The sequence below is a fragment of the Bacillus sp. FSL W8-0848 genome (assembly GCF_038007805.1).
In the GTDB taxonomy this organism is placed as follows: domain Bacteria; phylum Bacillota; class Bacilli; order Bacillales; family Bacillaceae; genus Bacillus; species Bacillus glycinifermentans.
The window spans coordinates 3,797,471-3,821,654 of sequence record NZ_JBBOYB010000001.1; the positions used below are offsets into that span (position 1 = coordinate 3,797,471).

The following is a 24,184-nucleotide window of genomic DNA, read 5'->3' on the forward strand; positions in this document are numbered from 1 at the left end:
AAGGAGAGATTTCGATGAGCATACTCGTTGCCGGAGGAGCCGGCTATATCGGCTCCCACGCCGTTTACACGTTAATTGAGAAACATGAAAAAGTCGTTGTTGTCGATTCCCTTGCAACAGGGCAAGCGGAAGCCATCCATCCCGAAGCTGTTTTTTATCAAGGGGACATCAGGGACCGGCATTTTCTCAAGCAGGTATTCGCCAACGAGGACATCGAAGCCGTCATGCATTTTGCCGCCACTCCGATTTCCTCAAAATCCGGAAACGTGTTTGCCTCCTTTAATGAAAACATCACAGGCATGGAAACGCTGCTTGCGGTCATGAAGGAATTCGGCGTCGGCCGGATCGTCTTTGCTTCAAGCGCATCTGTCTACGGGGACGCAATAGACGGACCGATTACAGAGGAAACAGAACCCCGGCCCGTACACCCGCACGGAAAAGCAAAATGGGCGATGGAGAAAATGCTGATGGAAGCCGAAACAGCATACGGACTGAAATATGTGATTCTCCGCTCTTTCAATGCGGGAGGCGCGCTTCTTGCCGAAGCCGAGGACGATGACAGCGATACGCATCTCATCTCAAGCGTTCTTCGCGCCGCAATTGGGCAAAAACCTTTTGTATCTTTATCATGCAACGGCCGCACGGCGGCAGAAGGGACATGCATCCGCGACTACGTCCACGTTCAGGACCTGGCAGAAGCCCATGTACTCGCTGTCAGCCATTTAAGAAAGGGCGGGGAAAGCCGGACATTCAACCTAGGTTACGAAGAAGGCTATTCCGCCGAACAAGTCATCCAGGCCGCCCAGTATGTTACAGGCATCAGCCTGATCAGCACGCGTTATGCGGAAGGCAGCTGCAGCGCCCCCGACACGCTGATCGCTTCCTCCTCCAGAGCCAGGAAAGAGCTGGGCTGGATCCCCAAACACAACAGCCTGATCGCAATTATCCGCGACGCCTGGAACTGGCACTCTGCGAATCCGAATGGATATGGGTCGCGTCAGATGAGGCAGGGTTGAAAAAGCCGGGAAATGTGAACTGCACCTTAGTGTTAGACGCTGTCTGGCAATAGGGTGCAGTTTTTTTCATGGTGAATTTGACTTGTCTTCAAAAGCTAATCGACTGCTTAGAGCCAGACTTGGAAAATCCGACAACAAAATTTACGCTTTGCAATTTATTCAAAGTAAGCCGTGATTCAAACCGCTAATGTCCAAATCGGCTAAATAAGCAGTCGGCTGTTTTTTGGTTTTTTGTAAATCTATGAGAACATTAACACCGGCTTTTTTGTATATGTCACAGGAGTATTGGAAATAATTTATTATTGTGAAAATATAATGGCGGGTTGATTTTTAACGGTTGTCAGGATAAAATACAGTCAAAATAACAAATAGCATTCTTGTATATAATCAGTAATAGGGTCTGATTGTTTCTACCTAGCAACCGTAAATCGCTAGACTACAAGAAAGTTTGATAGATTTGAACACGAAAATAGGACGGTTTCGCCAATCCATCTATTTTACGTCAGCTCTTATTTTTCATGCTTTCTGTATTGTCAGAATCTATGAAAAAATAAGAGCCTTTTTATTTTCAAAAAATATTTTGGGAGTTGGGATCATGTATTTTTTAATTAATATTTTGGGTATATTTGTCGTCATGGCCGTTGTTTTTTTATGTTCCCCGCAAAAGAAAAAAGTAAAGTGGAGACCGATCCTTTCTCTCTTTGTACTTGAACTGTTGGTAACATGGTTTATGCTCGGGACGAAGATTGGCGGCTCCGTCATTAACGTCATCGCCTCATTCTTCTCTTGGCTGATAGACTGCGCGAAAGACGGTATCGCGTTTGCTTTTCCGTCCGTGATGAGCAATCCGACGGTCGACTTTTTCTTCAGCGCCTTGCTGCCGATTATTTTTGTCGTCACATTCTTTGACATTCTGTCTTATTTTGGAATCCTGACGTGGCTGATCGATAAGATCGGCTGGGTGATTTCAAAAGTATCCAAGCTGCCTAAATTGGAAAGTTTCTTTTCGATTCAAATGATGTTTTTGGGCAACACGGAAGCGCTGGCCGTCATTCGTCAGCAATTGTCCGTGCTAAAGACAAACCGTCTATTGACGTTCGGCATCATGAGCATGAGCAGCATCAGCGGTTCGATCATCGGCTCTTATTTGGCGATGGTTCCGGCCACATATGTATTTACGGCCATTCCTTTAAACTGTTTAAACGCGTTGATCCTGGCGAGCATTTTAAACCCGGTTGAAGTTAAGAAAGACGAAGACATCATTTACGTGCCGCCGAAAGAAGAAAAGAAGGACTTCTTCTCAACAATTTCCAACAGCATGATGGTCGGCATGAACATGGTAATCGTCATTTTGGCGATGGTCATCGGATATGTCGCGCTCACGTCATGCGTAAACGGCATCTTGGGTCTGATCATGCACGGCTTGACGATCCAAAAAATCTTTTCGTACATCTTCAGCCCGTTCGCGTTCTTGCTCGGTTTATCATGGAATGACACGATGTATGTCGCACAGCTGATGGGCATGAAGCTTGCCACAAACGAATTTGTGGCGATGATGGATTTAAAAACGCAGTTACAATCGCTTCCGCCGCACACAGCTGCGGTCGCAACGACGTTCTTAGTCTCCTTTGCTAATTTCAGCACCGTCGGCATGATCTACGGAACATATAACTCTTTATTTAAAGAAGAAGAAAAATCTGCGGTTATCGGTAAAAACGTCTGGAAGCTGCTTGTCAGCGGAATTGCCGTCTCACTGTTGAGCGCGGCGATTGTCGGGTTGTTTGTGTGGTAATCGCTAGACGAAAAAAGCAGGCCTTTAACGGCCTGCTTTTTTTTATACCGTTCTCTCCCAATGACGATGCTGACCGACCGCTTCGATCAGCTTTTTACTGAATGCATCAGGCGCGCCGCCGGCCGCCGTTACGATACCGGACTCTGAGAGCGCACGGGTGCCGGCCGCGGACGCCAGAAGGTCAACTCCTTCGCTTGCGGCTCCGATCGCTTTAAAATGGCTGAACGCTTCATTGATGAAGTCCAACGCGGCTTTTTGTTTCTTCAGCCGTTCAATGCTGTCTTTGCCGCCTGGAATATAAACGGCGTCATACAGCACAGAATCGGCGGTCTGCAATGTATTTCCGGCTTCGATTTCTTTGCCGTTGTCGCCTTTGACTGCGCCTAAATGCGAGCTGATGACATCGGGAACAAGCCCCGCTTTAATCAAGGCTGTGATGACCCGGATAACTTCGGAATGGCTGAAGCCGTCTTCGGCTAAAATCGCAACCGTTCTTGTCAACGGCGATTTCCTCGTGTTCTCCTGGCTTAGTGCCGGGGATTTGAGCATCACTTTTGAGCCTTCGTCTTTTTCAGGCGGCTTTACGCCGACGCCCGCAGCAATTTGTTTCGCCAGTTCCCCGTCGACCTTGTTGAACATCTCGACGACCTGCTTGCGGACGTCCTTGCTTTTGACCTTTCCGACCTCAAATCGGAACGCTGATACAATATGTTCTTTTTCGACCGGAGACATGCTGTTCCAAAAAAGCTTCGCCTGAGAAAAATGATCTTTAAAGCTGTCGCTGCGCCTGCGGATTTTCCGGCCTTCGACTTTCTCCTGATAATGTATATATCCGCCTTCCTCTTCAGAAGCAGGGGCAGGATCGTTCTGCTGCAGCGAATTTTTATGATATGCGACAGGCCCGGTATTGATCGTCATGCGGTGATAGCCGTCATACTGGTTGTTGTGAAACGGGCAGACCGGCCTGTTGATCGGAATTTCGTGAAAGTTCGGGCCGCCCAAGCGGATCAGCTGTGTATCGGTATAGGAAAACAGCCGGCCCTGAAGGAGCGGGTCGTTCGTAAAATCGATGCCGGGAACAACGTTGCCCGGGTGAAACGCCGCCTGTTCCGTTTCCGCAAAGACGTTGTCCTGATTTCGGTTTAACGTCATTTTCCCGATGATCCGAACCGGAATCATCTCCTCCGGCCACAGTTTCGTCGGATCGAGGATATCAAAATCAAACTTGAACTCGTCTTCTTCATCGATCATTTGTACGCCAAGTTCGTATTCTACATCGGCTCCTCTTTCGATGGCCTCCCACAGATCGCGCCTGTGAAAATCCGGATCTTTGCCGGTTATTTTTTGGGCTTCGTCCCAGACAAGAGAATGGACGCCCAGCAGCGGCTTCCAATGAAACTTCACAAAACGGGCCTTGCCTTTATCATTCACGAATCTGAACGTATGGACGCCAAAACCTTCCATCATCCGATAGCTGCGCGGAATCGCCCTGTCCGACATCGCCCACATGATCATGTGCGCCGTCTCCTGATTGTTGGCGACAAAATCCCAAAAGGTATCATGCGCCGTGGATGCCTGCGGGATTTCATTGTGGGGCTCAGGTTTGAATGCATGCACCAAATCAGGAAACTTAATGGCGTCCTGGATGAAAAAAACGGGGATGTTATTGCCGACGAGGTCATAGTTTCCTTCCTCCGTATAAAATTTCACGGCAAATCCCCTGACATCGCGGACGGTATCGCCTGACCCCCTTGAGCCTGCAACCGTCGAAAACCGGACGAAGACAGGCGTTTTCACAGAAGGGTCCTGAAGAAATTTCGCTTTTGTATACTTTGTCATCGGTTCGTACACCTGAAAATGGCCATGCGCTCCGAATCCCCTCGCGTGAACGACGCGTTCCGGAATCCGTTCATGGTCAAAGTGGGTGATCTTTTCCCTAAAGTGGAAGTCCTCCATCAGCGTAGGGCCGCGCGTCCCGGCCTTTAATGAATGCTCATCCTCAGATATGCGCACGCCCTGGTTTGTCGTCATTTTTTTGCCGCGGTTGTCGGTCCGGTAGTATTCAAGCTGTTCATCCTTGCTGTTTTTATCGGCTTTGCGGCGCTCATTCTTATTCATGACAGCTCCCTCCCGTTTTTTGTTTCATGCGGATTCTTTTAGGATGCTGTTTTATGATATACCCTGTTTTGAAGCTTCATAAACTTGAAGATGCGGGCAAAAGATTAAATTGACAGCAGATTATATTTGTGTAAAATTAGAAATAATTATTTAGATAATTCTGAATTTTATTAAACTGTTTTTTGTAAACGCTTTCTTATGTCGACTTAAAAAAAACTTGCCTTACGAAAACATCATTTGGAGGGAACGGTTTATGCTGTCGATTTTAGGATTTATGATGATTATTGTGTTCATGTACCTGATTATGTCCAACCGTGTATCCGCTTTGACCGCTTTGATCCTTGTCCCGATCGTTTTTGCGCTTATCGGCGGTTTTGCGGGCGGACTCGGCGACATGATGCTGAAAGGCATATCCGACATAGCGCCGACGGGAATCATGCTGTTGTTTGCCATTCTTTATTTTGGCATTATGATAGACGCCGGCTTGTTTGATCCGATTATTAAGAAAATCCTGACATTTGTTAAAGGAGATCCGTTAAAAATCGTAGTCGGCACAGCCCTTTTGACGATGATGATTTCGTTGGACGGCGACGGCACCACGACATACATGATTACGATAGCGGCGATGCTTCCGCTCTACAAGCGGCTCGGAATGAATCCGCTTATACTGGCGGGGGTCGCGATGCTCGGCTCAGGCGTGATGAACATTATTCCGTGGGGCGGTCCGACCGCGCGCGTGCTGACCTCCCTCAAGCTTGATACATCGGAAGTGTTTACCCCGCTGATTCCGGCAATGATCCTGGGACTTCTATGGGTCATCTTTGTTGCTTATGTCCTCGGCAAAAGAGAACGCAAAAGGCTCGGAGTTGTGGATATTGAATATCAATCTTCCGTCAAAACGACATCGGAAACGTCAGCGGCCTCAGATGCGCCGTCATTCAAACGCCCGTCCTTGCTATGGTTCAATTTTTTGCTGACGGTTGTGTTGATGGTTGCGCTAGTTACCAGCCTGCTGCCGCTGCCGGTTTTGTTCATGACCGCTTTTGCCATCGCTTTAATGGTCAATTATCCTATGCTTAAAGAGCAGCAGGACCGCATATCCGCTCACGCCGGAAATGCTTTGTCGGTCGTTTCCATGGTGTTTGCGGCCGGGATTTTCACTGGTATCCTGTCGGGGACGAAGATGGTTGATGCCATGGCGAATTCCCTCGTTTCATTAATACCGGATTCAATGGGTCCGCATTTGCCGATTATTACGGCGATCACAAGTATGCCGTTTACGTTCTTCATGTCAAACGATGCCTATTATTTCGGCGTCCTTCCTATTATCGCAGAAGCGGCGTCAAACTACGGAATCGACGCGGCTGAAATCGGCAGAGCTTCGCTTTTAGGGCAGCCTGTTCACTTGCTCAGCCCGCTTGTTCCGTCAACATACCTTCTCGTCGGAATGGTCGGCGTCACCTTCGGCGATCATCAAAAATTCACATTAAAATGGGCGATCGGTACGACCATTGTGATGACGATTGCAGCGGTGATACTCGGCATTATTTCATTTTAATGATAAAAGCACCCCTTCGTGACAAGGGGTGCTTTAAACTGGGTTAATCCAGGTTCTCGCCATTTGAAGCGATCAGCTCTTTGTACCAGTAAAAGCTTTTCTTTTTAATTCGGCGCAAGTCTTTCAAATCGAATTCGTCGCGGTTCACGTATATAAATCCGTAACGCTTTGAGCAGCCTTGGTGCGTCGAAATTAAATCGATCGCCGACCACGGAGAATAGCCGAAGACATCGACACCGTCCGTTATCGCCAATTGGATTTGCTGAATATGCTGCTTTAAATAGTCGATCCGGTAGTCATCATTAACGACGTCTCCGTCCTCAAGCTTGTCGAATGCGCCGAGGCCGTTTTCGGTAATGATGAGCGGAAGCTGGTAACGGTCATAAATTTCCCTCAGTGTGGAACGGAAGCCGACGGGATCGATTTCCCAGCCAAATTCGTTTTTCTTCAGATGAGGGTTGCTGCTTCCCCTGTATACGCCTTCCTCGCCTGTCTGCAAATGCTGGTCTCCGCCGCGGGCAGCTGTATCGCTGCCGTCGTTTTTACTCGCTTCAGCCGTTTGCGACGTATAGTAATTGAACGCGATAAAGTCCGGTTTGGCGGAGCGCAGAATCTCCGTGTCCCCCTCAGCAATAACCGGCGTACAGCCTTTTTCTTTCATATATGCCCATGCTGTCGTATTGTAGCGGCCGTACACGGCCATGTCTAAGTACAGCCAGTTTCGGATGGCATTATAGTTAAATGCGGCTAAAATATCCTCCGGTTTCGATGAAGCGGGGTAAATCAGCGCGATATTTGGAGCCGGCCCGATCTTTGCATCTGGCAGAAGCTGATGACACAGATTGATCGCTTTCGCCTGGGCGACCAGCATATGGTGATTTTGCTGATACAGCTCTTTTTTCGGATTTTCCAGGTTCTCATCAAGCGTGCCGAGCGCGGAGCCGTGCAGGATCATCATGTTTTGCTCGTTGATGGTCAGCCAGTATTTCACGCGGTCGCCGTAGTGTTCAAAAAGGATTTTTGCATATGTTTCAAAGGCGTCAATCGTTCTCCTGTCAGACCAGCCGCCTTTTTTCTGAAGCGCATTCGGCAGGTCGAAGTGGTACATTGTCACGATCGGCTCGATGTTATATTTGAGAAGCTCATCGATCAGATTGCTGTAAAATTCAATGCCCTTCGGATTAATCTCACCGTCCCCATCCGGAATGATGCGCGTCCAGGCAATTGAAAAACGGTACGCTTTGAATCCCATTTCGGCAAACAGCGCGATATCCTCTTTATAGCGGTGGTAGTGGTCGCTCGCGACTTTAAAATCGGTCGTTCCTTCCGGATAGCTTTCTCGCGCATCAATGACGGACGGTCCTTTTCCGTCTTCATTCCAAGCGCCTTCCACCTGATATGCGGAAGTGGACGCCCCCCACAAAAAACCTTCCGGAAACTTGGCTAAAGTGCTGTATTTCATCTTCTATTCCTCCTATGCAGATTACATTAATGTGATGATCCAGTCATCCGGTTTGATCCGTTTTTGGTCAGTCCTGATGACATCGCCGTATCGATCTGAATTTGTCACCACGATCGGCGTTTTCACGTCAAATCCTTCCCGTTTCAGCGCCTCTAAATCGAATTCTGCGAGAATATCACCCCGTTTCACGGTTTGCCCTTGTACGGCTTTCGGATAAAAATGCTTTCCTTCCAACTTTACGGTGTCCACTCCGATATGAATGAGGATTTCGGCTTTGCTTTCCGTCGTGATGCCGTATGCATGCCCTGTCGGAAATACCGTTGAGACAACGCCGGCCGCCGGTGCGGTGACGATTCCTTTCGCCGGGAGCACCGCAACGCCTTTGCCAAGCGCCTCAGACGAAAAGACTGTATCAGATACTTCGGTTAACGGAAGCACTTCTCCTTGCAATGGGCTGTAAATCTGTTCGCCGCCATGCTGCTGCTTTTTCTCATCCGCGGGATCATCGAATCCGACGATGTAGGTGAGCACGATCGATAATATGAACGAGACGGAGATGCCGATAATAAACCCGAGAAAGCCCGGTCCGTAAAAAATCGGAATGGTCAACAGCCCCGGGGCGCCTGACGCGATCGCGATGCTGTGGGAATAGCCGATAATGGCTCCGCCCGCCGCCGCGCTGATGACACCGCATACAAACGGCTTTTTCAGCCTCAGGGTCACCCCGTAAACGGCAGGTTCGGTAATGCCGAAAATTCCCGTTATCGCGGCAGATCCTGCCAAAGCCTTCAGCTTTTTGTTCTTCGTCTTCAACATCACGCCGAAGGCGGCTCCTGTTTGGGCAAAAACGGCCGCCGCCGTCGCCGGTTTGATGTAATCCTTTCCATGGACGGCAATGTTGTTGAGGATGACCGGGACGATGCCCCAATGAATCCCGAAGATAACAAGGATCTGCCACAATGCCGCGATGAGCGCCCCGGCCAGAATCGGACTGACATCAAAAATCGACAAAATCGCTGCGGCAATGCCGTTTCCCGTATAAACCCCGAGCGGACCGAACACGATTAAGGTCAGCGGTACCATGACCGCTAGGCAAATGAGAGGGGTGATAAAGTTTTTGACGCTTTCATGGATGAAGCGCATACAAAATTTTTCGAGATAGCTCATCACGAATACGGCAAGGATAATCGGAATAACGGTTGACGTATAATTCATCAAAACGACGGGAATACCGAAAAATTCCGCATCTGCGCCGCTGTTTTTCAATTCAATAATCGACGGATAAATGAGCGCCCCGGCTATCGTGAGCGCCACAAACATATTCGCTCCGAATTTCTTCGCTGCCGTAACGGCCAATAGTAGTGGCAAAAAGTAAAATAAACTGTCTGCGGCCGCGTATAAAATCGTATATGTCGTCTCCTCGGCAGTCAGCCATCCGGCGTTCGTACATATTAAAAGCAGCCCTTTTAAAATCCCCGCCCCGGCCATGACGCCGAGGAGCGGCATGAAGATGCTGGATATAATGTCGACCAGTCTGCCGGCGAGACTTCCTTTTTCGTCCCGGCTTCCGCCTGCTTGTGCATTCTCCAGAACGCCGGACATGAGTCCGATCTCTTTGTAAACCTCAGGGACGTGATTGCCGATGACAACTTGAAACTGTCCCCCGCTCTCGACAACCGTCACGACGCCGTCGATGCTTTCAATCGCCTCCTTATCGGCCTTTGAACGGTCTTTCAGCTTAAAGCGCAGCCTTGTCGCACAATGGACAAGAGAAGCAACATTTGTTTCACCTCCAATATGAGTCAAAATCTGTTTGGCTAATGATTGAAAATCCATCTGTGATCATCCCCTCATCTCACTTGGAACCTATGTATCTATGAAAAAGAAAAAACCTAAACAAAGCCTGTGAAAAGGCTTCATTTAGGTTTTGCCTGCCGTAAGCAGTAACAATCCGTATGTGAGCGTATGAAAATAAAAAACCTAAATCGCCATGAAAAGAGACTTCCGCCCCTGTCCCATAGCAATTTAGGTTTTGCCTGCATCACCAGTAACAATCCTAAAATAGATGGTGGTGGTGTTGTTTATATTCAAATTAGCACACATTTCCCCTATTGTCAACGCTTTCATTTTCTGATCACGCCTGATGAACAACCCTTTCAATATGGATCGTTAAGTAGAGCAATTCTTCGCTCGTCAGCTTGTAGCCGTATTCTTTTTCAATATACTGCTTGATTTTATTTGTACATCCATAAGCGTCCCGGTATTTATTTTTTACGGTGTCAAATAAAAAATCGTCTTTGATTTCCATGTAGAACCCGCTGAACAGCCGCTGCGCGAAAAACTTCAAATGAGTAATAAACCGGTAATAGTGAAGCGACTCTTCGTCAAAATCGACATGAAAGTGGTACTTCACAATGCTTAATATTTCCTGCATGACCTTCGTAATATTGACGATGTTCGGCATTTCTTCATTGAGCTCGGCGTTTACGATATGAAGCGCGATAAAGGCGGCTTCATCCTCAGGAAGTTCAATGCCGGTTTTGTTTTTAATCATCAAAAGCGCCTCTTTGCCGATGGCAAATTCATCTTTATAAAGCCGTTTCGTTTCCCAGAGCAAAGCGTTTTTAATATCCATCCCTTTTTTATGCCTTTCAATGGCAAAATGGATGTGATCGGTCAGCGACACGTATATGCTGTCGTTCAGCTTTTTTCCGAGCCGCATTTTTGCCAGGCTGATGATTTCCTCCGTCATCTCCATAAATTCGATCGGTATTTCATCGAGAAGCGTTTTAAATCGTTCTGAGATGTCTTTATTATCAAGCCTGAAAATCTTCTCTATCCTTGATTCATCAACCATTTCACCGGGTTTTTTCTGAAAGGCGATTCCCCTGCCCATGACCACAAGCTCCTGATCCCGTTCGTCTAAAACACTGACCACATTATTGTTGATCACCTTGGCTATTTTCACTGGTGCACCTCCCGTTTTATTAGAATGAAGGGGATGATTTATATTTCTTTTTTCACATGTTACACATTGATTGTACAACCTTTTTAGACCAGGTCAATATGTTTAAGTCAATTGTTCCGGAGTTTTTCTATTCTCATTATTAAAAAAGAGCCGCTTTCACGGCTCTAACAAATGTATTTTTCAGGAAAATACTATCAATATCCCCAGCACGGCGAGAAGCAGAACGATTCCGTAAAGCGCATCTTTTGCGCCAAGCCGGGGCGTTTGATAATACGTCCGGTTTCTCGTGCCCGTAAAACCCCGCGCTTCCATTACCACCGCAATTCTTTCCGATTTGCGGATGCCTTGGGAGAACAATGGGAGCGAATATGTGATAAAGGCTTTCCAGCTGTTTTTTTGTTTATAGCCCCTGATTTTATGCGCGGCTTTCATTTGCGAGAGCTCTGATTGAAAGAGCGGAACAAACCGAAATCCGGCCAGCAGTCCATACGCCCATTTCGGCGACAGCCTGCATTGATGAATTAAGCTCATGATGAACGCCGTTAAATCGGTCGTTGACGTAAACAGGAGTCCGTATGTGACAAACCCGAGCATCCGCAAAGCGATCGTCAGGCCGTTTCCAAGGCTCTCCTTCGTCACATGGAACCATGCCCATTGCCAAAGCGTTTCCTCTCCTTTTCCAAAAGCGGCCATCATCCAGCAGACGAGAACGAAAAAAAGCAGATAAGGCAGCAGGCGCTTCGCCAAATATGCAGCCGTCCAGCCTCCGAAAACGATGCCGGTCATCACCGCGAGAAGCCATATGAAAAAAGTCGGCTTCGGGTTTGAAACGGTCATTAATATACACATGACAAGCAGATGGAAAAAAAGCTTTCCCGCAGGATTCAATGTTGAAAGGTATGAATCATTGCTTTTCATACAGGCACCTTCTTTTCTCTGGCATGCATCAGTTTATAGTGAAGCGGCGGAACGATCGAGAACCGGCTGATGAGGCTCCGATCGGAAAATAAACGGTAAGGCGTTCCCTGATAAGCCGCTTTTCCTTTGTGAAACACGATGACTTGATCAGAGTGCCGGTCGACGATATCCATATCATGGGTCACCATGATGATTGAGGTTCCCCGTTCCTGCCGTTCTTTTAACCGTTTAATCAGCTCTCCTGACGTTTTTTCGTCCTGTCCGAATGTCGGTTCATCAAGGAGAAGCAAATCTTGATCAAACAAAAGCATCGTCGCCACGCTCAGACGACGTTTTTGCCCCAGGCTCAATGTGAACGGGTGGGCCTTTCGGTGTGATGTAAGCCCGAACTCTTGTAACAGGCCGGACGTTTTTTTCTCAATCTCTTCCCCAGACCAGTTTCTCTGTCTCGCTCCGTACGCGATTTCCTCAAAGACCGAATCCTGAATAAATTGGAGCTCCGGGTTTTGAAAGACGAAGCCGGCCTTGTCATACAAGTCCTTGTCAGACCATTTTTTCAGCTCGCAATCCTCCAAATAAATGCGTCCTTTTCTCACCGCTTCCAAGCGGATCAGGCTTTTGAGAAACGTGCTTTTCCCGCTGCCGTTCTCCCCGATGACCGATACCCAGGCGCCTTTTGGAATCTGAACGCTGATGCCGTCCGCAACCGTTTTTTTTCGATAGCCGATCGCTGCATCTTCGGTGCGGATCAATGTCCTGCTTTTGGGCGTCCCGCTTTCTTCCTCACGTTCTTTTTTTTTCAGTTCGGCAGACAGCTTGACGGCAAGCGGATGGGTCTCGTCCCGGACGACTTCCTCCCATACAGCCGGATACAGCTTGGGCAGCCAAATGCCGGCCTCCTTCATTTGCCGCTGATAGAGACGGAGAATGTCCCCGGGTTTTCCGTCGCCGATCATGCGTCCGTTTTCGTTTAAAAGGATGACGCGGTCCATCCATTCGATGCAGCCGTCCAACACATGCTCGACAAACACCATCGTCTGCCCCGTTTTTTCAGAGACGTCTTTCAGCAGGGCGAAGATCGCGTTCCGGCTGACCGGATCAAGCTGCGCCGTCGGCTCGTCAAAAAACAGCACTTCCGGTTCCAAAGCCAAAAGACACGCCAGCGCGAGCCGCTGTTTCATGCCCCCTGACAAAGTCTCAATCGGCGTTTTCTTATCAACATTCAGCCCGACCTGATCCATGAGAGAAGAGATCATCCGCTCCATATCTTCGGGGGGAACACGGCGATTTTCCAGACTAAAGGCGATTTCTTCATCAACCCGAAGCATGCAGAATTGCGAATCCGGGTCCTGAAACATGACACCGGCGCTTTTTCTGCGGTCTACCTCGCCTTTGACTTCGGCTTCAATATGTTCGGGTATAATTCCGGAAAGCACCGAAATCAATGTCGATTTTCCGCTTCCGCTCGGCCCGAGTATCAGCACCTTCTCTCCTTTTTGAATCGATAGACTCAAGCTGTCCAATACCGTTTCCGAACGATTGTAAAAGCGAACGGATAGATTATTGCATCCTAGATACGAATTCATTTGATTCATCCTTTTTCCGCTGTTCCTTCATGATCTCATATTGGTCGAGCACACCTGTTTTCGCGAGCGCCCCGACCACCGCTTTGGCGAGCCAGCCGCCGAGAATGATTCCGCTGATGACCTGAATGATAAATGTCAGAACCAGCTTTTCTGTCGTATAGTAGCCAAAGCCGTTTGCGATCAGGCTGTAGGTCATGCTGCCGACGGCCGCAAGCGCTCCGGACAGCATAAGGGTAAACAGGTTATAGCGCTGATAACGAAACATCGCAAAAGCGATTTCCGCTCCAGCCCCCTGGAAAACGCCGATGAGCAGTGAAGATAACCCAAAATGGCTTCCCGTCAGCAGTTCAACCGCCGCAGCTGCCGTCTCGGCAATCAGCGCCGCCCCCGGTTTGCGGATGATATAGGCAACGATCGGACTCGCAATCACCCATATGCCGAACATAAAGTTTGCACCGACTGGACCGACGATAGCCGAAACCGGAATCCACAAGGTGGACCACCCTAAATAAATTACACCGCAGGCGACTGACAATATCACGGTCATGACGACTTCTTTCATCCTCCAATTCATCGTCCCGCCGCCTCCATATTCACAGGCCAATCTTCAAGGGTATAGGCCATCTCCCAAAACTGATATTCAAGCTGGCAGCTTAACAAAAAGAGCTCTTTCATTTTCTCTTTTTCTTCCTCGCGTGCATCCTTTGCCCATTCATCCAAACGAGCGCAAAATGCCGTTGTAATCGAATCGGTTCGGTCTCCGTAAAATAGAATCCAGTCATAAAACGGATGCGACGGATCAGGCTGCACCTCATTCAGCAATCTTTTGCCAATCTCCCAATATGTCCACGGACACGGCAGCAAAACGGCCAATATGTCTCCGATCGTGCCTTCGTGCGCGGCCGTCAGCATATGGCTGATATAATGATGAGCCGACGGTGCGAGAGGATAGCCGTGCAGGTCTTCATATTGTACGCCTGCAACCCGGCAAAGATTGTTGTGGGGATGCACCTCGCTGTCCAGCACAAAGGAAATCTGCCGGTTGAACATGGTCATGTCTTCCCGTTTTTTGCATTTTGAAATAGCGATTCCGTAGATTTGTACAAAGGAATTCAAATACGCGACATCCTGTTTGACATAATGGATGAGCTGTTCCTTTTTTAGGTCGCCCGACGCCAGCCCCTTTACAAAAGGATGCTGAAAAATGGCTTCAAAGATGGGATTTGCCTCGCGGCGAAGTTGCGCTGAAAAACTCATGAAGAAAGCCTCCTTACATTCATTTATAAAGGAAGGCACAAGGGGAAAACGGCTTCTTTATGCAAAAAAGCCGCCCCAAAATGGAGCGGCTTAAGATGATGAACTCATAAAGACACCGGCTCCACTTCCCTACGCTAGTGCGAACTAGATCAGGTTCGAAGGGTCCAAGATCACCTCTTGTCTCAGCCAGCTTTATGGCTCCCCCAGTGGACTTCCTATTTCATTAACTTTTACTCTACACATCTATAAACTACATGTCAATGCTTTAATTCAAGTATTGAATCGCCGGGATTTTTTCGACCCCGCTTGCATAGTAGTAGTTTAATACACTGAAGAAATCGATAGACTTACCCGTTTTTAAATCGACGATGAGAATATGATCGCCGTATTCAAAATCGTTGTCATCGATCCTTCTCGGCGTCACCTTTCCAAGCGTATCGACAAACGAACCTTCATAGCCGACGCCGGATTGAAAGGCGGACTGGTGGTGCATAAACAATGTCCCTTTATCGAGATAGACCATGATGGCTTCTTCAGAGCTGGCATAGCTTGCTTTGTATGATACAGGTGCGGAAACCGATTTGACCTTTGCATCTGCAATCTCGTGAGTCCGCTGGGTGTAGCCGCCGCCATACGGAAAATAAAAGACTCTCTTCCAGTCAAGGTGGCTATTTCCGCCGTTTTTGTTATATACAAAGGTGCCGTTGGCATAAACTGAACCGTCTTCATATTCCGCGACAAATTGCTGCAGGGAAGATGAGACAGATACTGCCGATGTAAAATGGGCCGGGTTCCTGGCGTTCATTTGAATCGTATAGGAATCTCCGACATCTCCCGCCGAAAAAACCCTGAGCGCATAGTCGCCTTTTGGAAGCTCATTGAGTGCGATCAAATTGCCGGCTGACGCGGAGATATTCGTCGGAATGGCTTGTCCTTTTTCCCAGTCAACCACGTAAAGCTGCACGGTGTAGTCGGCATTGTTTGATAGGATTCTCGCGATGAATGTTCTGTCTGAAGGCGTGCTGAAAAACCACAGATCGTCCTTGTTGGTTTCCGTCAGTGAGGCCTGGTGCTGAAAGGATTGTTCTGAAGAAGAATAGTTTGATTTGACGGAAGCTTTGGGTTTTGTTACGTTCAAAGACTGCCCGTCTTCATTGAGTCTGTAGGAATCTTTTATATTGGCCCGATCGATCGCAATGTTTTCCCGTTTGACTTCAAGCTTTTGCTGGTAGTCTGCAATCTCTTTTTCCTTCTTCGGCGGTTCTGCTCCTTCGGCCATCGCCGGGACCGACGAGATCATGAGCAAAACGGCGAACATGAATGAAAATCGTTTAACCCTCTTTCCCAACTCACTTCACTCCTTTTCTTCATCTCTACTTCATCATAACGTATATTTACAGAATTTGGTATAGATTGATATTTTTTAAGAAATAAACAAATTTTCTGAAACTTATACTGGGCGCAATCCGTCTTATATATTGAAAGGCAAATTTCAATTGGAGGGGATAGATATGATGATGTTTATCTTGATTTTGACAATGACCGTGTATTTGTTCTACTCATTCAGCAAAGACAACCGGCCGGCCAAAAGAAGTAACAAAGCTCATCAGAATGTGATTGTGCTTCGGGAACATCCTTTGATTGCCCCTTCCAATGATGCCAATTGCTAAAATATTTTTATACAAACGAGCAAGCCGCCTGTCAAGCAAGGCGGCTTTTTCACAGCGATTTACTGCTGAAACTGCTCCGCTTCCGTCGAGCCTTTTAGCGCCGTCGTCGAAGAAGTCCCTCCTGTAACGACTTGTGCGACTTCATCAAAATAGCTCGTTCCGACTTCACGCTGGTGCCTTGTCGCCGTATAGCCGTGGGCTTCGCTGGCGAACTCGGCCTGCTGCAGCTCAGAGTAAGCGGCCATCCCGCGTGTTTTATATTGGCGGGCCAGTTCAAACATGCCGTGATTTAAAGCGTGGAACCCAGCGAGTGTGACGAATTGAAATTTATACCCCATTTCACTGAGATCTTTTTGAAAATCACCAATCGTTTGATCATCGAGTTTGGCTTTCCAGTTAAAAGAAGGCGAGCAATTGTACGCAAGCAGTTTTCCCGGGAATTGTTCATGAATCGCCTCTGCAAACCGGCGCGCCTCATCAAGATTAGGTTCTGATGTTTCACACCAGACCAAGTCGGCGTAAGGCGCATATGCAAGCCCTCTGGCAATCGCCTGATCAAGGCCCGCTTTCGTTTTGAAAAATCCTTCTGATGTGCGTTCTCCCGTCAAAAACGGGGCATCATACTGGTCGATGTCGCTTGTGATGAGATCGGCCGCATTCGCATCCGTCCGGGCGATGAGAACCGTCGGGACGCCCATGACATCTGCGGCGAGGCGGGCCGCGATCAAATTACAAACCGCCGTCTGCGTCGGCAGCAGCACTTTTCCGCCCAAATGTCCGCATTTTTTCTCTGATGAAAGCTGGTCTTCAAAATGAACGCCAGCGGCACCTGCCTCAATCATGCTTTTCATCAATTCGAAGACATTCAGCTGCCCGCCGAATCCCGCTTCAGCATCCGCTACGATCGGTGCAAACCAATCGATCTCTTCTTTTCCTTCCATGAAATGAATCTGGTCTGCGCGCTGGAGCGTACGGTTGATTCTTTTGACGACTTCCGGAACGCTGTTTGCCGGATACAGGCTTTGGTCAGGGTACATGCTCCCCGCAAGGTTTGCATCGGCCGCCACTTGCCAGCCGCTTAAATAAATCGCTTTCAATCCGGCCTTTACTTGCTGCATTGCCTGGTTTCCCGTCAACGCTCCAAGCGCTGGAACGAAATCTTCCGAATGGAGAAGCCGCCAAAGTTTTTCAGAGCCGCGCCTTGCGATGGTATATTCGATTTCAAGGGACCCCCTCAGGCGGATCACATCCTCAGCCTTGTACGGCCTTGTGATTCCGTTCCACCGTTCATCCTGCCAGCTCTCCTCCAATTGTTTTGCCTGTTCAGACCTCATCTCCCATTCCTCCTTATAATTTTTCATAAGCGGGTATTGTCAAAAATTCAGCGAATTGATCATCCAAAATCATTGCTTCAAAGAGCCGTCCGGCCTCTTCAAAGCGGCCTTCTTGATAACGCTTCAACCCGATGTCATCGATGATCCTCTTCATTTCTTCCTCTTTCATCGTCTTGAACATTTCTGCAGTCACTTCCCGGCCGTCATCCAGAATGCCTTGCGGATGGCGGATCCATTGCCATAATTGAGCTCTTGAAATTTCGGCCGTTGCCGCATCCTCCATCAAATGGTCAATCGGGGCAGCGCCTTTTCCGGACAGCCAGGAAGCCATATAGCGGATGCCGGCGCTGATATTCGTGCGGACGCCCTTTTCCGTGATCCGCCCTGTCGGCACTTCCAGCAAATCTTTCCCTTCAACCTTGATGTCTTCACGCTTTCTATGAATCTGATTTGCTTCAGGCATATGTTCATCAAATACGTCGAGAGCCGTTTGAATCATGCCGGGATGCGCGATCCATGTCCCGTCATGCCCGTCTTTTACTTCGCGCTCCTTATCCTCGCGTATTTTCGCGAAAGCCGCAGCGTTGATATCAGGATTGTCTTTTGCAGGAATCTGCGCCGCCATTCCCCCGATCGCATGGACATTCCGCTTATGGCACGTTTTGATGACCAAAAGGGAATAGGCTCTCATGTTCGGAACCGTCATCGTCACGGCTGAACGGTCGGGAAAGATGACGTCTTCCCTGCTGCGGAATTTCTTAATGAAGCTGAAAATGTAATCCCATCTGCCGCAGTTGAGGCCTGCCGAATGTTCCTTCAATTCATACAAGATCTCATCCATTTCAAAAGCTGCCAGGATTGTTTCGATTAAGACGGTCGCCTTTATCGTGCCCTGCGGGATGCCCAAATCGTTCTGGGCGTAAACAAATACGTCATTCCATAGCCTTGCTTCAAGATGATTTTCGATTTTTGGAAGGTAGAAATAAGGGCCGCTCCCTTTGTTGATCAGCGCTTTTGCGTTATGAAAAAAATAGAGGCCAAAATCGAACAAGCTTGCAGAAACCGGTTTTCCGTCAGCCAGCACGTGCTTTTCCTCCAAATGCCAGCCCCGCGGCCTGACCATGATGACCGCCGGATTCTCATTGAGCTGATACCGTTTGCCGTTTTCGTTTGTAAAATCAATCGTCCCGCGGATTGCATCCCTTAAATTGATCTGTCCTTCTACACAGTTTTTCCACGTCGGTGAGTTGGCGTCTTCAAAATCGGCCATAAACACCTTCGCCCCCGAATTGAGAGCGTTGATCACCATTTTTCTGTCCACCGGCCCGGTAATCTCTACCCTGCGGTCTTCCAAATCCGGCGGGACCGGCGCAGCCGTCCAGTTTCCTTCCCGAATGTACTGCGTCTCTTTTAGAAAATCGGGGTTCTTTCCTTGATCAATTTCCGCCTGAACGATATTTCGCAAGTGCAGTAAATCGCGCCTTCTTTTGCCGAAGTGGCGTTCAAGACGCCCGACGAACTGAAGCGCTTCCTTTGTTAAAATTGCTTCATATTCCGGATTCATGTCTCCCTTGATCTGCAGCCTTCTCTCTTCTGTCTTCATCTCTCTAGCCCCTTTCGCATTTTGTTATAAAACAGTTACTCTCCCTTCTTCGCAAGGCAGCGCTCGCATTCCATGAAATAGGATTCAGCCTGTTCTTCCACCTGCTCCCCGCATTCTGGGCACGTTTTTTTTGGAAGCGTTCGAAAGAATTCGAGCGGGCTTTTCATGCTCATTGTTTCCCCCTCCTTTTTATACAACAGATTTTGTTTTTTTATTTCTGTTGTAGTACAGTATACAGCGGGAAATCGAAAATGTACACACTTTTTCCAAAATTATTTATTTTTTCCCATCGTGCAATAACAAAGAATATTTCTTTTTTTATTCATAACTTATTCATATTTTTTATCTAAAATAGGTAACCATAAAGAGGTGAGAGATGATGAAATTAAAAAAACCGGATATCGCACTTATCTTGATTTTGCTGGCAGCACTTATTCTGAATACATATAACATCTGGCAGGATGATGCGGCCAACCAGTATTACTTGGCAGCAGTTAAAAGCATGACGAAAAGCTTCCACAATTTCTTCTATGCTTCATTCGATCCTTCGGGATTTGTATCGGTTGATAAGCCGCCGCTCGTCCTATGGATACAGACGATCTTCGCGCTCGTATTCGGCGTTCATACGTGGAGCGTGATCCTTCCGCAGGCGCTAGCAGGAGTCGGTTCTGTCTTCCTTCTCTACATCATGATCAAGCCGAGATTCGGCAAAGGTGCAGCGCGAATCAGCGCTCTTGTTATGGCGCTGACGCCGATCGCAGTCGCCGTCAGCCGGACGAACAATATCGACAGCATGCTCGTATTCACGCTGCTTCTCGGTACATGGTGCCTGATGAGGGCGGTCAAACAAGGAAAGCTGATCTTGCTGCTCGCCGCGTTTGGAATCGTCGGAATCGGATTCAATATGAAGATGCTTCAAGCCTTTATGGTCATCCCGGCCTTTTTGCTATTCTACCTGGTTGCGGCAAAAGCCAAATGGAGGAAAAAAATCGCGTCGGCCGTACTGTCGCTTATCGTCCTTACCGGCGTTTCCCTTTCGTGGGCACTCGTTGTCGACTACACGTCGGCGGACAGCCGTCCATATGTCGGAAGCAGCCAGAAAAACTCCGTGCTTGAACTGGCTTTCGGATACAACGGTACAGAACGCCTGCTCGGACAGACGACAGGCAATTCCCGCGGCGATATGAACGGATTTGGCGCAGATATGCAGCCGCCGAACGGTAACGGCCCGGCCGGCGAAAGCTCTAAATCGCAAAACAGAGGCATGCAGCCGCCGAGCGGAAACGGCTCGACTGGCGGAAGCTCCAAATCGCAAAACGGAAGCATGCAGCCGCCGAACGGTAACGGCCCGGCCGGCGGTGATGCTCAAGGCCAAAACGGAGGCGGGCAGCCGTCTGGCGGAGGGGGCCATGGCGGATTCGGCGGAGGAAACGGAGGCCCAGGCGGGGGCGGCGGCATGAACATGTTCGGCACCGGTACTGCAGGTCCGCTGAGACTGTTCCAATCTGCGCTTTCCGGACAAATCAGCTGGATGCTTCCATTCGCACTGTTCGGATTGCTCGGCATGATGATCAGCTGGTTCCGCGACCGCCGCGAAAAAGCGGGGCAAATGAAAGAAACCCTTTTCTGGGCGGCATGGCTCATCCCTGTCGCAGGCTTTTTCAGCGTTGCGGGCTTTTTCCATCATTACTATTTGATTATGCTGGCACCGCCGATCGCCGCATTATCCGGAATCGGATGGCATGCGATGTACGGCTTGTACAAAAACCGTAAAGACTGGGCAAGCTATTTGCTGCCGGCAGCCGTGTTCATCACAGCTGCATTCCAGGTCTATATTTTAAGCGGTTATACGAATCAAATCGGCAGCGCCTGGATATACGTTCTGGGCACCTTGGGAGTCGGCCTGACGATCACCCTTCTCATGCTCAAGCGCAGCCATCCGTTTGGAAATCAGCTGACGATCATCAGCTTGTGCGTCCTGCTTCTCACACCGGTCTACTGGTCGGCAACGCCGCTCATGTACGGCAACAGCAGCGTCCTTCCAGAAGCAGGCCCGCAGCTCAAAAGCTCATCAGGCGGCGGCATGTTCAGTTCAGATGTGGACACAGGGCTGCTCTCCTACCTTCGCAAAAATAATACAGGCGAAGAATACCTATTCGCTACGCTGACGACGGTCACCGCCGCACCGTATATCATCAATGCCGACGAAAATGTCATGGCGCTCGGCGGCTTCAACGGCACAGACCCGATCCTGACGGTCAGCGAGCTGAAAAAACTGGTCAAAGAAGGAAAAGTGAAGTACTTCCTGATCCCGGGCAACAACTCAGGCAACAGCGAGCTGGTTTCCTGGATCAAAAAACACGGTGAAAAAATTTCGTCAGACGAATACAGCAGTTCCTCAAGCACCATTCAGCAGGGCACAAGAGGCGGCCCCGGCGGCGGAGGAGAGACGACGCTTTATAAAGTTGAATTGTAAGAGATGCGGAAAGCCCATCGGAGATGTCCGATGGGCTTTCCGGCTGTCGAGAAAATCTCGATAGCCTTTTTAATTATGACCACAAAGTATGCAGATGATTTTATCGAGAAATCCTCTATATATAGTGTCTTGAAACTGCTGAAATAAAAAAATGATGATTTTTTGACCTGCGTCTTCACCCCCCCACTTTCTCTTTAAACTGAGAACGCCCAATTAGGGCGCTCTTTTCACATTGGGCACAATTACAACTGTACGACTTGGACTTACTAAATTGAAAAAAATAGATAATTTTCTTTTTATTACTACAAAATGTGATACAATTGACTCGGGCAAATAAACAAAAAGGGGTGAAATTTGACTTAAATCTTTTGTGCTCAATTCTTTTGGATAAAGAAAGAATCCCAAAACCAGTAAACCAAAGCCAAAAGAAAACTGAAAACGTACAATTTATACCACAAAAAAACAATAAGGCCATAGCCAGCCAATAAGGCCAATATCCCACAAACAACTAGAGAAACTATGAAGTAAATCACTAAATACCAAACATGAAATTTTTGGGGATTGCGATTTAAAAAGATTTGAACTGGAGTTGCAAAAATAAGATATGCGACCAACATAAACAAACTTATCGATCTAAAAGACGCAAAACCAAAACCCTCTAAGAACATCAATGTGTAAACTATTGTCGCTGAAAAAACGGAAAAGACAACAGTACACAAATAACCGATAATCCCACTCAAAATACCCATTAGTAAACTCCTTTTCTTCTAAAATTCAATTAATTTAACCAAAGATCGGAGGATTTTTTGTGAAAAGGTTTTTTGTTTTACCATTCTTACTAATAGTGTTTCTTTGTTTATGTTCAACACCGAAAAGCTATGCAAAAGAAGCCTCTAGCCTCTATTGATACAAAAGTGAAAAATGGACATTTTATATTAAAGGTAAACGAAAATGGGGATAAATACAAGTTCTTCAAAAATGGGGAACCTGTTTACGAAGGCTCTTCTAATGAAATCAGTGGTGATATATCAATGATTGGAGCCAAATATAAAATTGGAATTTTTCAAAATGACAAACTAAAAAAAGTGGTCACTCTCAACGTCCCTAATGATTTGCAACAAGAGACTCCAAATTCGTTCGAGGGATCATATGCCGAAGATTTAATGGCTTATCAAATTCAAAAGGGTCATTTAAATATTGTAGCAGATACTGAAAGCGTGGAGCTTTCATGGGATGAACTCCCTGATAAGGACGGGATATATGAGGTTTATAGAGACGACCAAAAAATAGGTGAAACTAAAAATAGGGAGTTTACAGACAACAATGTGAAATCGGGTGAAAGGTACAACTACTCTATACATGTAAGCATAGACCCTTCCGCACCAGAGCAAAAAGAGATCGAGAAAAAGATGCAAGAGCTAGGTTCAAACCTTTCTGAGGAAGAAAAATCTGAAATCATGAGTGTCGAAGGTTCACTCTCTGCAGTTGTAGACATGCCGGAAAACAAAGAATCATACCTAGATTCGAAAGATTCTATATTAGATGATGTAACGAATAACGATAACTTTTCAGTACAAGAAAAACTACCAAAGGATAATATGAAGGGGTGGGATTATAAAACTTTTATTCCCTACAAGTCTGTTTCTGACCCTAAACCAGAGTTTAAAAATACATACTTAAAGGGAGATAATAGAGGGTTTTCAGACACTTCTAATAAAATCAGGACACAGGCATTGGTCAATACGCAATTCCATTCACCAACAAGTATAACTTTATATAAAAAAGTTGGACAATCCTCAAGATGTAGTGACCCGGACTGCAAAAAGGTTATCGAAAGAAAAACCGCAAGCAGCGCCGGAATAAAACTTTATATTAACAGTAAAAAGAGCAACTATCTACATTGGACTGTAACTCATGCAGTTGGAATACCATTCGCAGACTATTATCCAAAGATTGCCTACAGTTACAATGTAATTCTGACGAAGGGAATGGCGTCCATTTCAGGTAAACACGATAAAGCTCCAAACCATGAGTTCTATTTAAGCGCGCCATCTGCTTCTAAGTCAACGACAATCTACAGATATGCGGTTAAATCAAAGGATGACTTTTGGAATTTGTGGTTCTGGGCTCCTAAAAAATCCTGGAAAACTGAACTTTTCTAGACTGTTATAGTATGGCCTCTTCCTATCCAGTAGAGTAAGTTTTATTCTGACTGTAGGAAGGGATTTTCCTTTAATGTAAATAGAGAGATTTACTGTAGCTAAAGTATATACCAGACGTATTAGCCCATGTTGTCTCGTCACCTAAACCTTAGTTTTAAAGTTGATTTCCGGAATACGGTTATGATTACCACACACTTAGCCTAGCTTGGCTAAGTGTGTGTGAGGCCTTTTTCTTTTTACAGATATTAAAAAAGGGCTTTTCTC

The 24,184-nt window shown here is 47.4% G+C and carries 19 protein-coding genes and 2 riboswitches; of the genes, 6 read left to right on the plus strand and 13 right to left on the minus strand.

Translation table 11 applies throughout. The annotated features are described in order from the left end of the window. The first annotated feature begins 14 nt into the window (after positions 1-14). Together galE and NSQ39_RS19970 are read left to right on the plus strand one after the other, a co-directional pair. Complete coding sequence (gene galE, locus NSQ39_RS19965) at positions 15-1,016, plus strand: UDP-glucose 4-epimerase GalE (RefSeq protein WP_046130493.1); 1,002 nt, start codon at positions 15-17, stop codon at positions 1,014-1,016. A gap of 357 nt (positions 1,017-1,373) precedes the next feature. Then, positions 1,374-1,475: riboswitch (purine riboswitch) on the plus strand. A gap of 136 nt (positions 1,476-1,611) precedes the next feature. Continuing rightward, the gene (locus NSQ39_RS19970; protein WP_046130590.1) at positions 1,612-2,808 is read left to right on the plus strand and encodes a NupC/NupG family nucleoside CNT transporter; all 1,197 of its coding nucleotides are present in this window, start codon (positions 1,612-1,614) and stop codon (positions 2,806-2,808) included. A gap of 42 nt (positions 2,809-2,850) precedes the next feature. Here the strand turns inward: NSQ39_RS19970 and NSQ39_RS19975 are convergent, their stop codons facing one another. Then, positions 2,851-4,926 carry a catalase gene (locus NSQ39_RS19975; RefSeq protein WP_216898906.1) on the minus strand — a complete coding sequence of 692 codons (2,076 nt, stop codon included), beginning with the start codon at positions 4,924-4,926 and terminating at the stop codon, positions 2,851-2,853. A gap of 253 nt (positions 4,927-5,179) precedes the next feature. On the opposite strand from NSQ39_RS19975, the gene citH reads away from it, so the two are divergent. Continuing rightward, on the plus strand, positions 5,180-6,484 hold the full coding sequence (gene citH, locus NSQ39_RS19980) for a citrate transporter CitH (protein WP_175075963.1): 1,305 nt from the start codon (positions 5,180-5,182) through the stop codon (positions 6,482-6,484). Between the two features lie 43 nt (positions 6,485-6,527). Here the strand turns inward: citH and NSQ39_RS19985 are convergent, their stop codons facing one another. From NSQ39_RS19985 to NSQ39_RS20020, 8 genes are all read right to left on the minus strand, one after another. Further along, on the minus strand, positions 6,528-7,946 hold the full coding sequence (locus tag NSQ39_RS19985) for a glycoside hydrolase family 1 protein (protein ID WP_046130496.1): 1,419 nt from the start codon (positions 7,944-7,946) through the stop codon (positions 6,528-6,530). Positions 7,947-7,967: 21 nt separating this feature from the next. Then, positions 7,968-9,782, minus strand: coding sequence for a beta-glucoside-specific PTS transporter subunit IIABC (locus NSQ39_RS19990; protein WP_175075962.1), 1,815 nt, complete (start codon positions 9,780-9,782; stop codon positions 7,968-7,970). Between the two features lie 298 nt (positions 9,783-10,080). Continuing rightward, positions 10,081-10,914, minus strand: coding sequence for a BglG family transcription antiterminator LicT (gene licT, locus NSQ39_RS19995; protein WP_175075961.1), 834 nt, complete (start codon positions 10,912-10,914; stop codon positions 10,081-10,083). A 180-nt stretch (positions 10,915-11,094) separates the two neighbouring features. Continuing rightward, positions 11,095-11,832, minus strand: a complete 738-nt coding sequence (locus NSQ39_RS20000; protein WP_175075960.1) for an energy-coupling factor transporter transmembrane component T family protein — start codon at positions 11,830-11,832, stop codon at positions 11,095-11,097. After that, on the minus strand, positions 11,829-13,418 hold the full coding sequence (locus NSQ39_RS20005; protein ID WP_046130500.1) for an ABC transporter ATP-binding protein: 1,590 nt from the start codon (positions 13,416-13,418) through the stop codon (positions 11,829-11,831). The genes NSQ39_RS20000 and NSQ39_RS20005 overlap by 4 nt, the downstream gene beginning before the upstream one ends. Then, positions 13,393-13,992: an ECF transporter S component gene (locus NSQ39_RS20010; protein WP_175075959.1), complete on the minus strand. Its 600-nt coding sequence runs from the start codon at positions 13,990-13,992 to the stop codon at positions 13,393-13,395. The genes NSQ39_RS20005 and NSQ39_RS20010 overlap by 26 nt, the downstream gene beginning before the upstream one ends. Beyond that, a complete protein-coding gene (tenA, locus tag NSQ39_RS20015; protein WP_175075958.1) occupies positions 13,989-14,675 on the minus strand; it encodes a thiaminase II in 687 nt (228 codons plus the stop codon). Before tenA ends, NSQ39_RS20010 begins: the two co-directional genes overlap by 4 nt. 109 nt (positions 14,676-14,784) lie before the next feature. Then, positions 14,785-14,890: riboswitch (TPP riboswitch) on the minus strand. 50 nt (positions 14,891-14,940) lie between these two features. Next, on the minus strand, positions 14,941-16,023 hold the full coding sequence (locus NSQ39_RS20020) for a hypothetical protein (protein ID WP_335497891.1): 1,083 nt from the start codon (positions 16,021-16,023) through the stop codon (positions 14,941-14,943). Positions 16,024-16,186: 163 nt separating this feature from the next. Between NSQ39_RS20020 and NSQ39_RS20025 the strand changes: the two genes are divergently transcribed. Beyond that, positions 16,187-16,345: a hypothetical protein gene (locus NSQ39_RS20025; protein WP_164918187.1), complete on the plus strand. Its 159-nt coding sequence runs from the start codon at positions 16,187-16,189 to the stop codon at positions 16,343-16,345. 59 nt (positions 16,346-16,404) lie between these two features. On the opposite strand, the gene aceA is transcribed toward NSQ39_RS20025, so the two are convergent. The 3 genes from aceA to yhfH are packed head-to-tail and all read right to left on the minus strand — an operon-like array spanning position 16,405 to position 19,455. Further along, positions 16,405-17,679: an isocitrate lyase gene (aceA, locus tag NSQ39_RS20030; protein ID WP_175075957.1), complete on the minus strand. Its 1,275-nt coding sequence runs from the start codon at positions 17,677-17,679 to the stop codon at positions 16,405-16,407. Between the two features lie 13 nt (positions 17,680-17,692). Beyond that, a complete protein-coding gene (gene aceB, locus NSQ39_RS20035) occupies positions 17,693-19,282 on the minus strand; it encodes a malate synthase A (protein WP_175075956.1) in 1,590 nt (529 codons plus the stop codon). A gap of 35 nt (positions 19,283-19,317) precedes the next feature. Then, on the minus strand, positions 19,318-19,455 hold the full coding sequence (yhfH, locus tag NSQ39_RS20040) for a protein YhfH (protein ID WP_077735948.1): 138 nt from the start codon (positions 19,453-19,455) through the stop codon (positions 19,318-19,320). A gap of 206 nt (positions 19,456-19,661) precedes the next feature. Here yhfH and NSQ39_RS20045 point away from each other — a divergent pair, with 206 nt between their 5' ends. Beyond that, a complete protein-coding gene (locus NSQ39_RS20045; RefSeq protein ID WP_175075985.1) occupies positions 19,662-21,758 on the plus strand; it encodes an ArnT family glycosyltransferase in 2,097 nt (698 codons plus the stop codon). Positions 21,759-22,132: 374 nt separating this feature from the next. On the opposite strand, the gene NSQ39_RS20050 is transcribed toward NSQ39_RS20045, so the two are convergent. Then, positions 22,133-22,507 carry a UPF0715 family protein gene (locus NSQ39_RS20050; RefSeq protein WP_175075955.1) on the minus strand — a complete coding sequence of 125 codons (375 nt, stop codon included), beginning with the start codon at positions 22,505-22,507 and terminating at the stop codon, positions 22,133-22,135. Positions 22,508-22,636: 129 nt separating this feature from the next. On the opposite strand from NSQ39_RS20050, the gene NSQ39_RS20055 reads away from it, so the two are divergent. Further along, positions 22,637-23,920, plus strand: coding sequence for a hypothetical protein (locus NSQ39_RS20055; protein ID WP_236809654.1), 1,284 nt, complete (start codon positions 22,637-22,639; stop codon positions 23,918-23,920). Positions 23,921-24,184 lie beyond the last annotated feature (264 nt).

Coding starts and splice junctions, on each gene's coding strand:
- NSQ39_RS19975 (WP_216898906.1), bottom strand. CDS start 4,926: ATGAATAAGAATGAGCGCCGCAAAGCCGATAAAAACAGCAAGGATGAA.
- NSQ39_RS20055 (WP_236809654.1), top strand. CDS start 22,637: ATGCAAAAGAAGCCTCTAGCCTCTATTGATACAAAAGTGAAAAATGGA.
- NSQ39_RS19970 (WP_046130590.1), top strand. CDS start 1,612: ATGTATTTTTTAATTAATATTTTGGGTATATTTGTCGTCATGGCCGTT.
- NSQ39_RS20050 (WP_175075955.1), bottom strand. CDS start 22,507: ATGGGTATTTTGAGTGGGATTATCGGTTATTTGTGTACTGTTGTCTTT.
- NSQ39_RS19985 (WP_046130496.1), bottom strand. CDS start 7,946: ATGAAATACAGCACTTTAGCCAAGTTTCCGGAAGGTTTTTTGTGGGGG.
- aceB (WP_175075956.1), bottom strand. CDS start 19,282: ATGAAGACAGAAGAGAGAAGGCTGCAGATCAAGGGAGACATGAATCCG.
- NSQ39_RS20045 (WP_175075985.1), top strand. CDS start 19,662: ATGAAATTAAAAAAACCGGATATCGCACTTATCTTGATTTTGCTGGCA.
- yhfH (WP_077735948.1), bottom strand. CDS start 19,455: ATGAGCATGAAAAGCCCGCTCGAATTCTTTCGAACGCTTCCAAAAAAA.
- aceA (WP_175075957.1), bottom strand. CDS start 17,679: ATGAGGTCTGAACAGGCAAAACAATTGGAGGAGAGCTGGCAGGATGAA.
- NSQ39_RS19990 (WP_175075962.1), bottom strand. CDS start 9,782: ATGGATTTTCAATCATTAGCCAAACAGATTTTGACTCATATTGGAGGT.
- NSQ39_RS20025 (WP_164918187.1), top strand. CDS start 16,187: ATGATGATGTTTATCTTGATTTTGACAATGACCGTGTATTTGTTCTAC.
- galE (WP_046130493.1), top strand. CDS start 15: ATGAGCATACTCGTTGCCGGAGGAGCCGGCTATATCGGCTCCCACGCC.
- NSQ39_RS20010 (WP_175075959.1), bottom strand. CDS start 13,992: ATGAATTGGAGGATGAAAGAAGTCGTCATGACCGTGATATTGTCAGTC.
- NSQ39_RS20000 (WP_175075960.1), bottom strand. CDS start 11,832: ATGAAAAGCAATGATTCATACCTTTCAACATTGAATCCTGCGGGAAAG.
- citH (WP_175075963.1), top strand. CDS start 5,180: ATGCTGTCGATTTTAGGATTTATGATGATTATTGTGTTCATGTACCTG.
- tenA (WP_175075958.1), bottom strand. CDS start 14,675: ATGAGTTTTTCAGCGCAACTTCGCCGCGAGGCAAATCCCATCTTTGAA.
- NSQ39_RS20005 (WP_046130500.1), bottom strand. CDS start 13,418: ATGAATTCGTATCTAGGATGCAATAATCTATCCGTTCGCTTTTACAAT.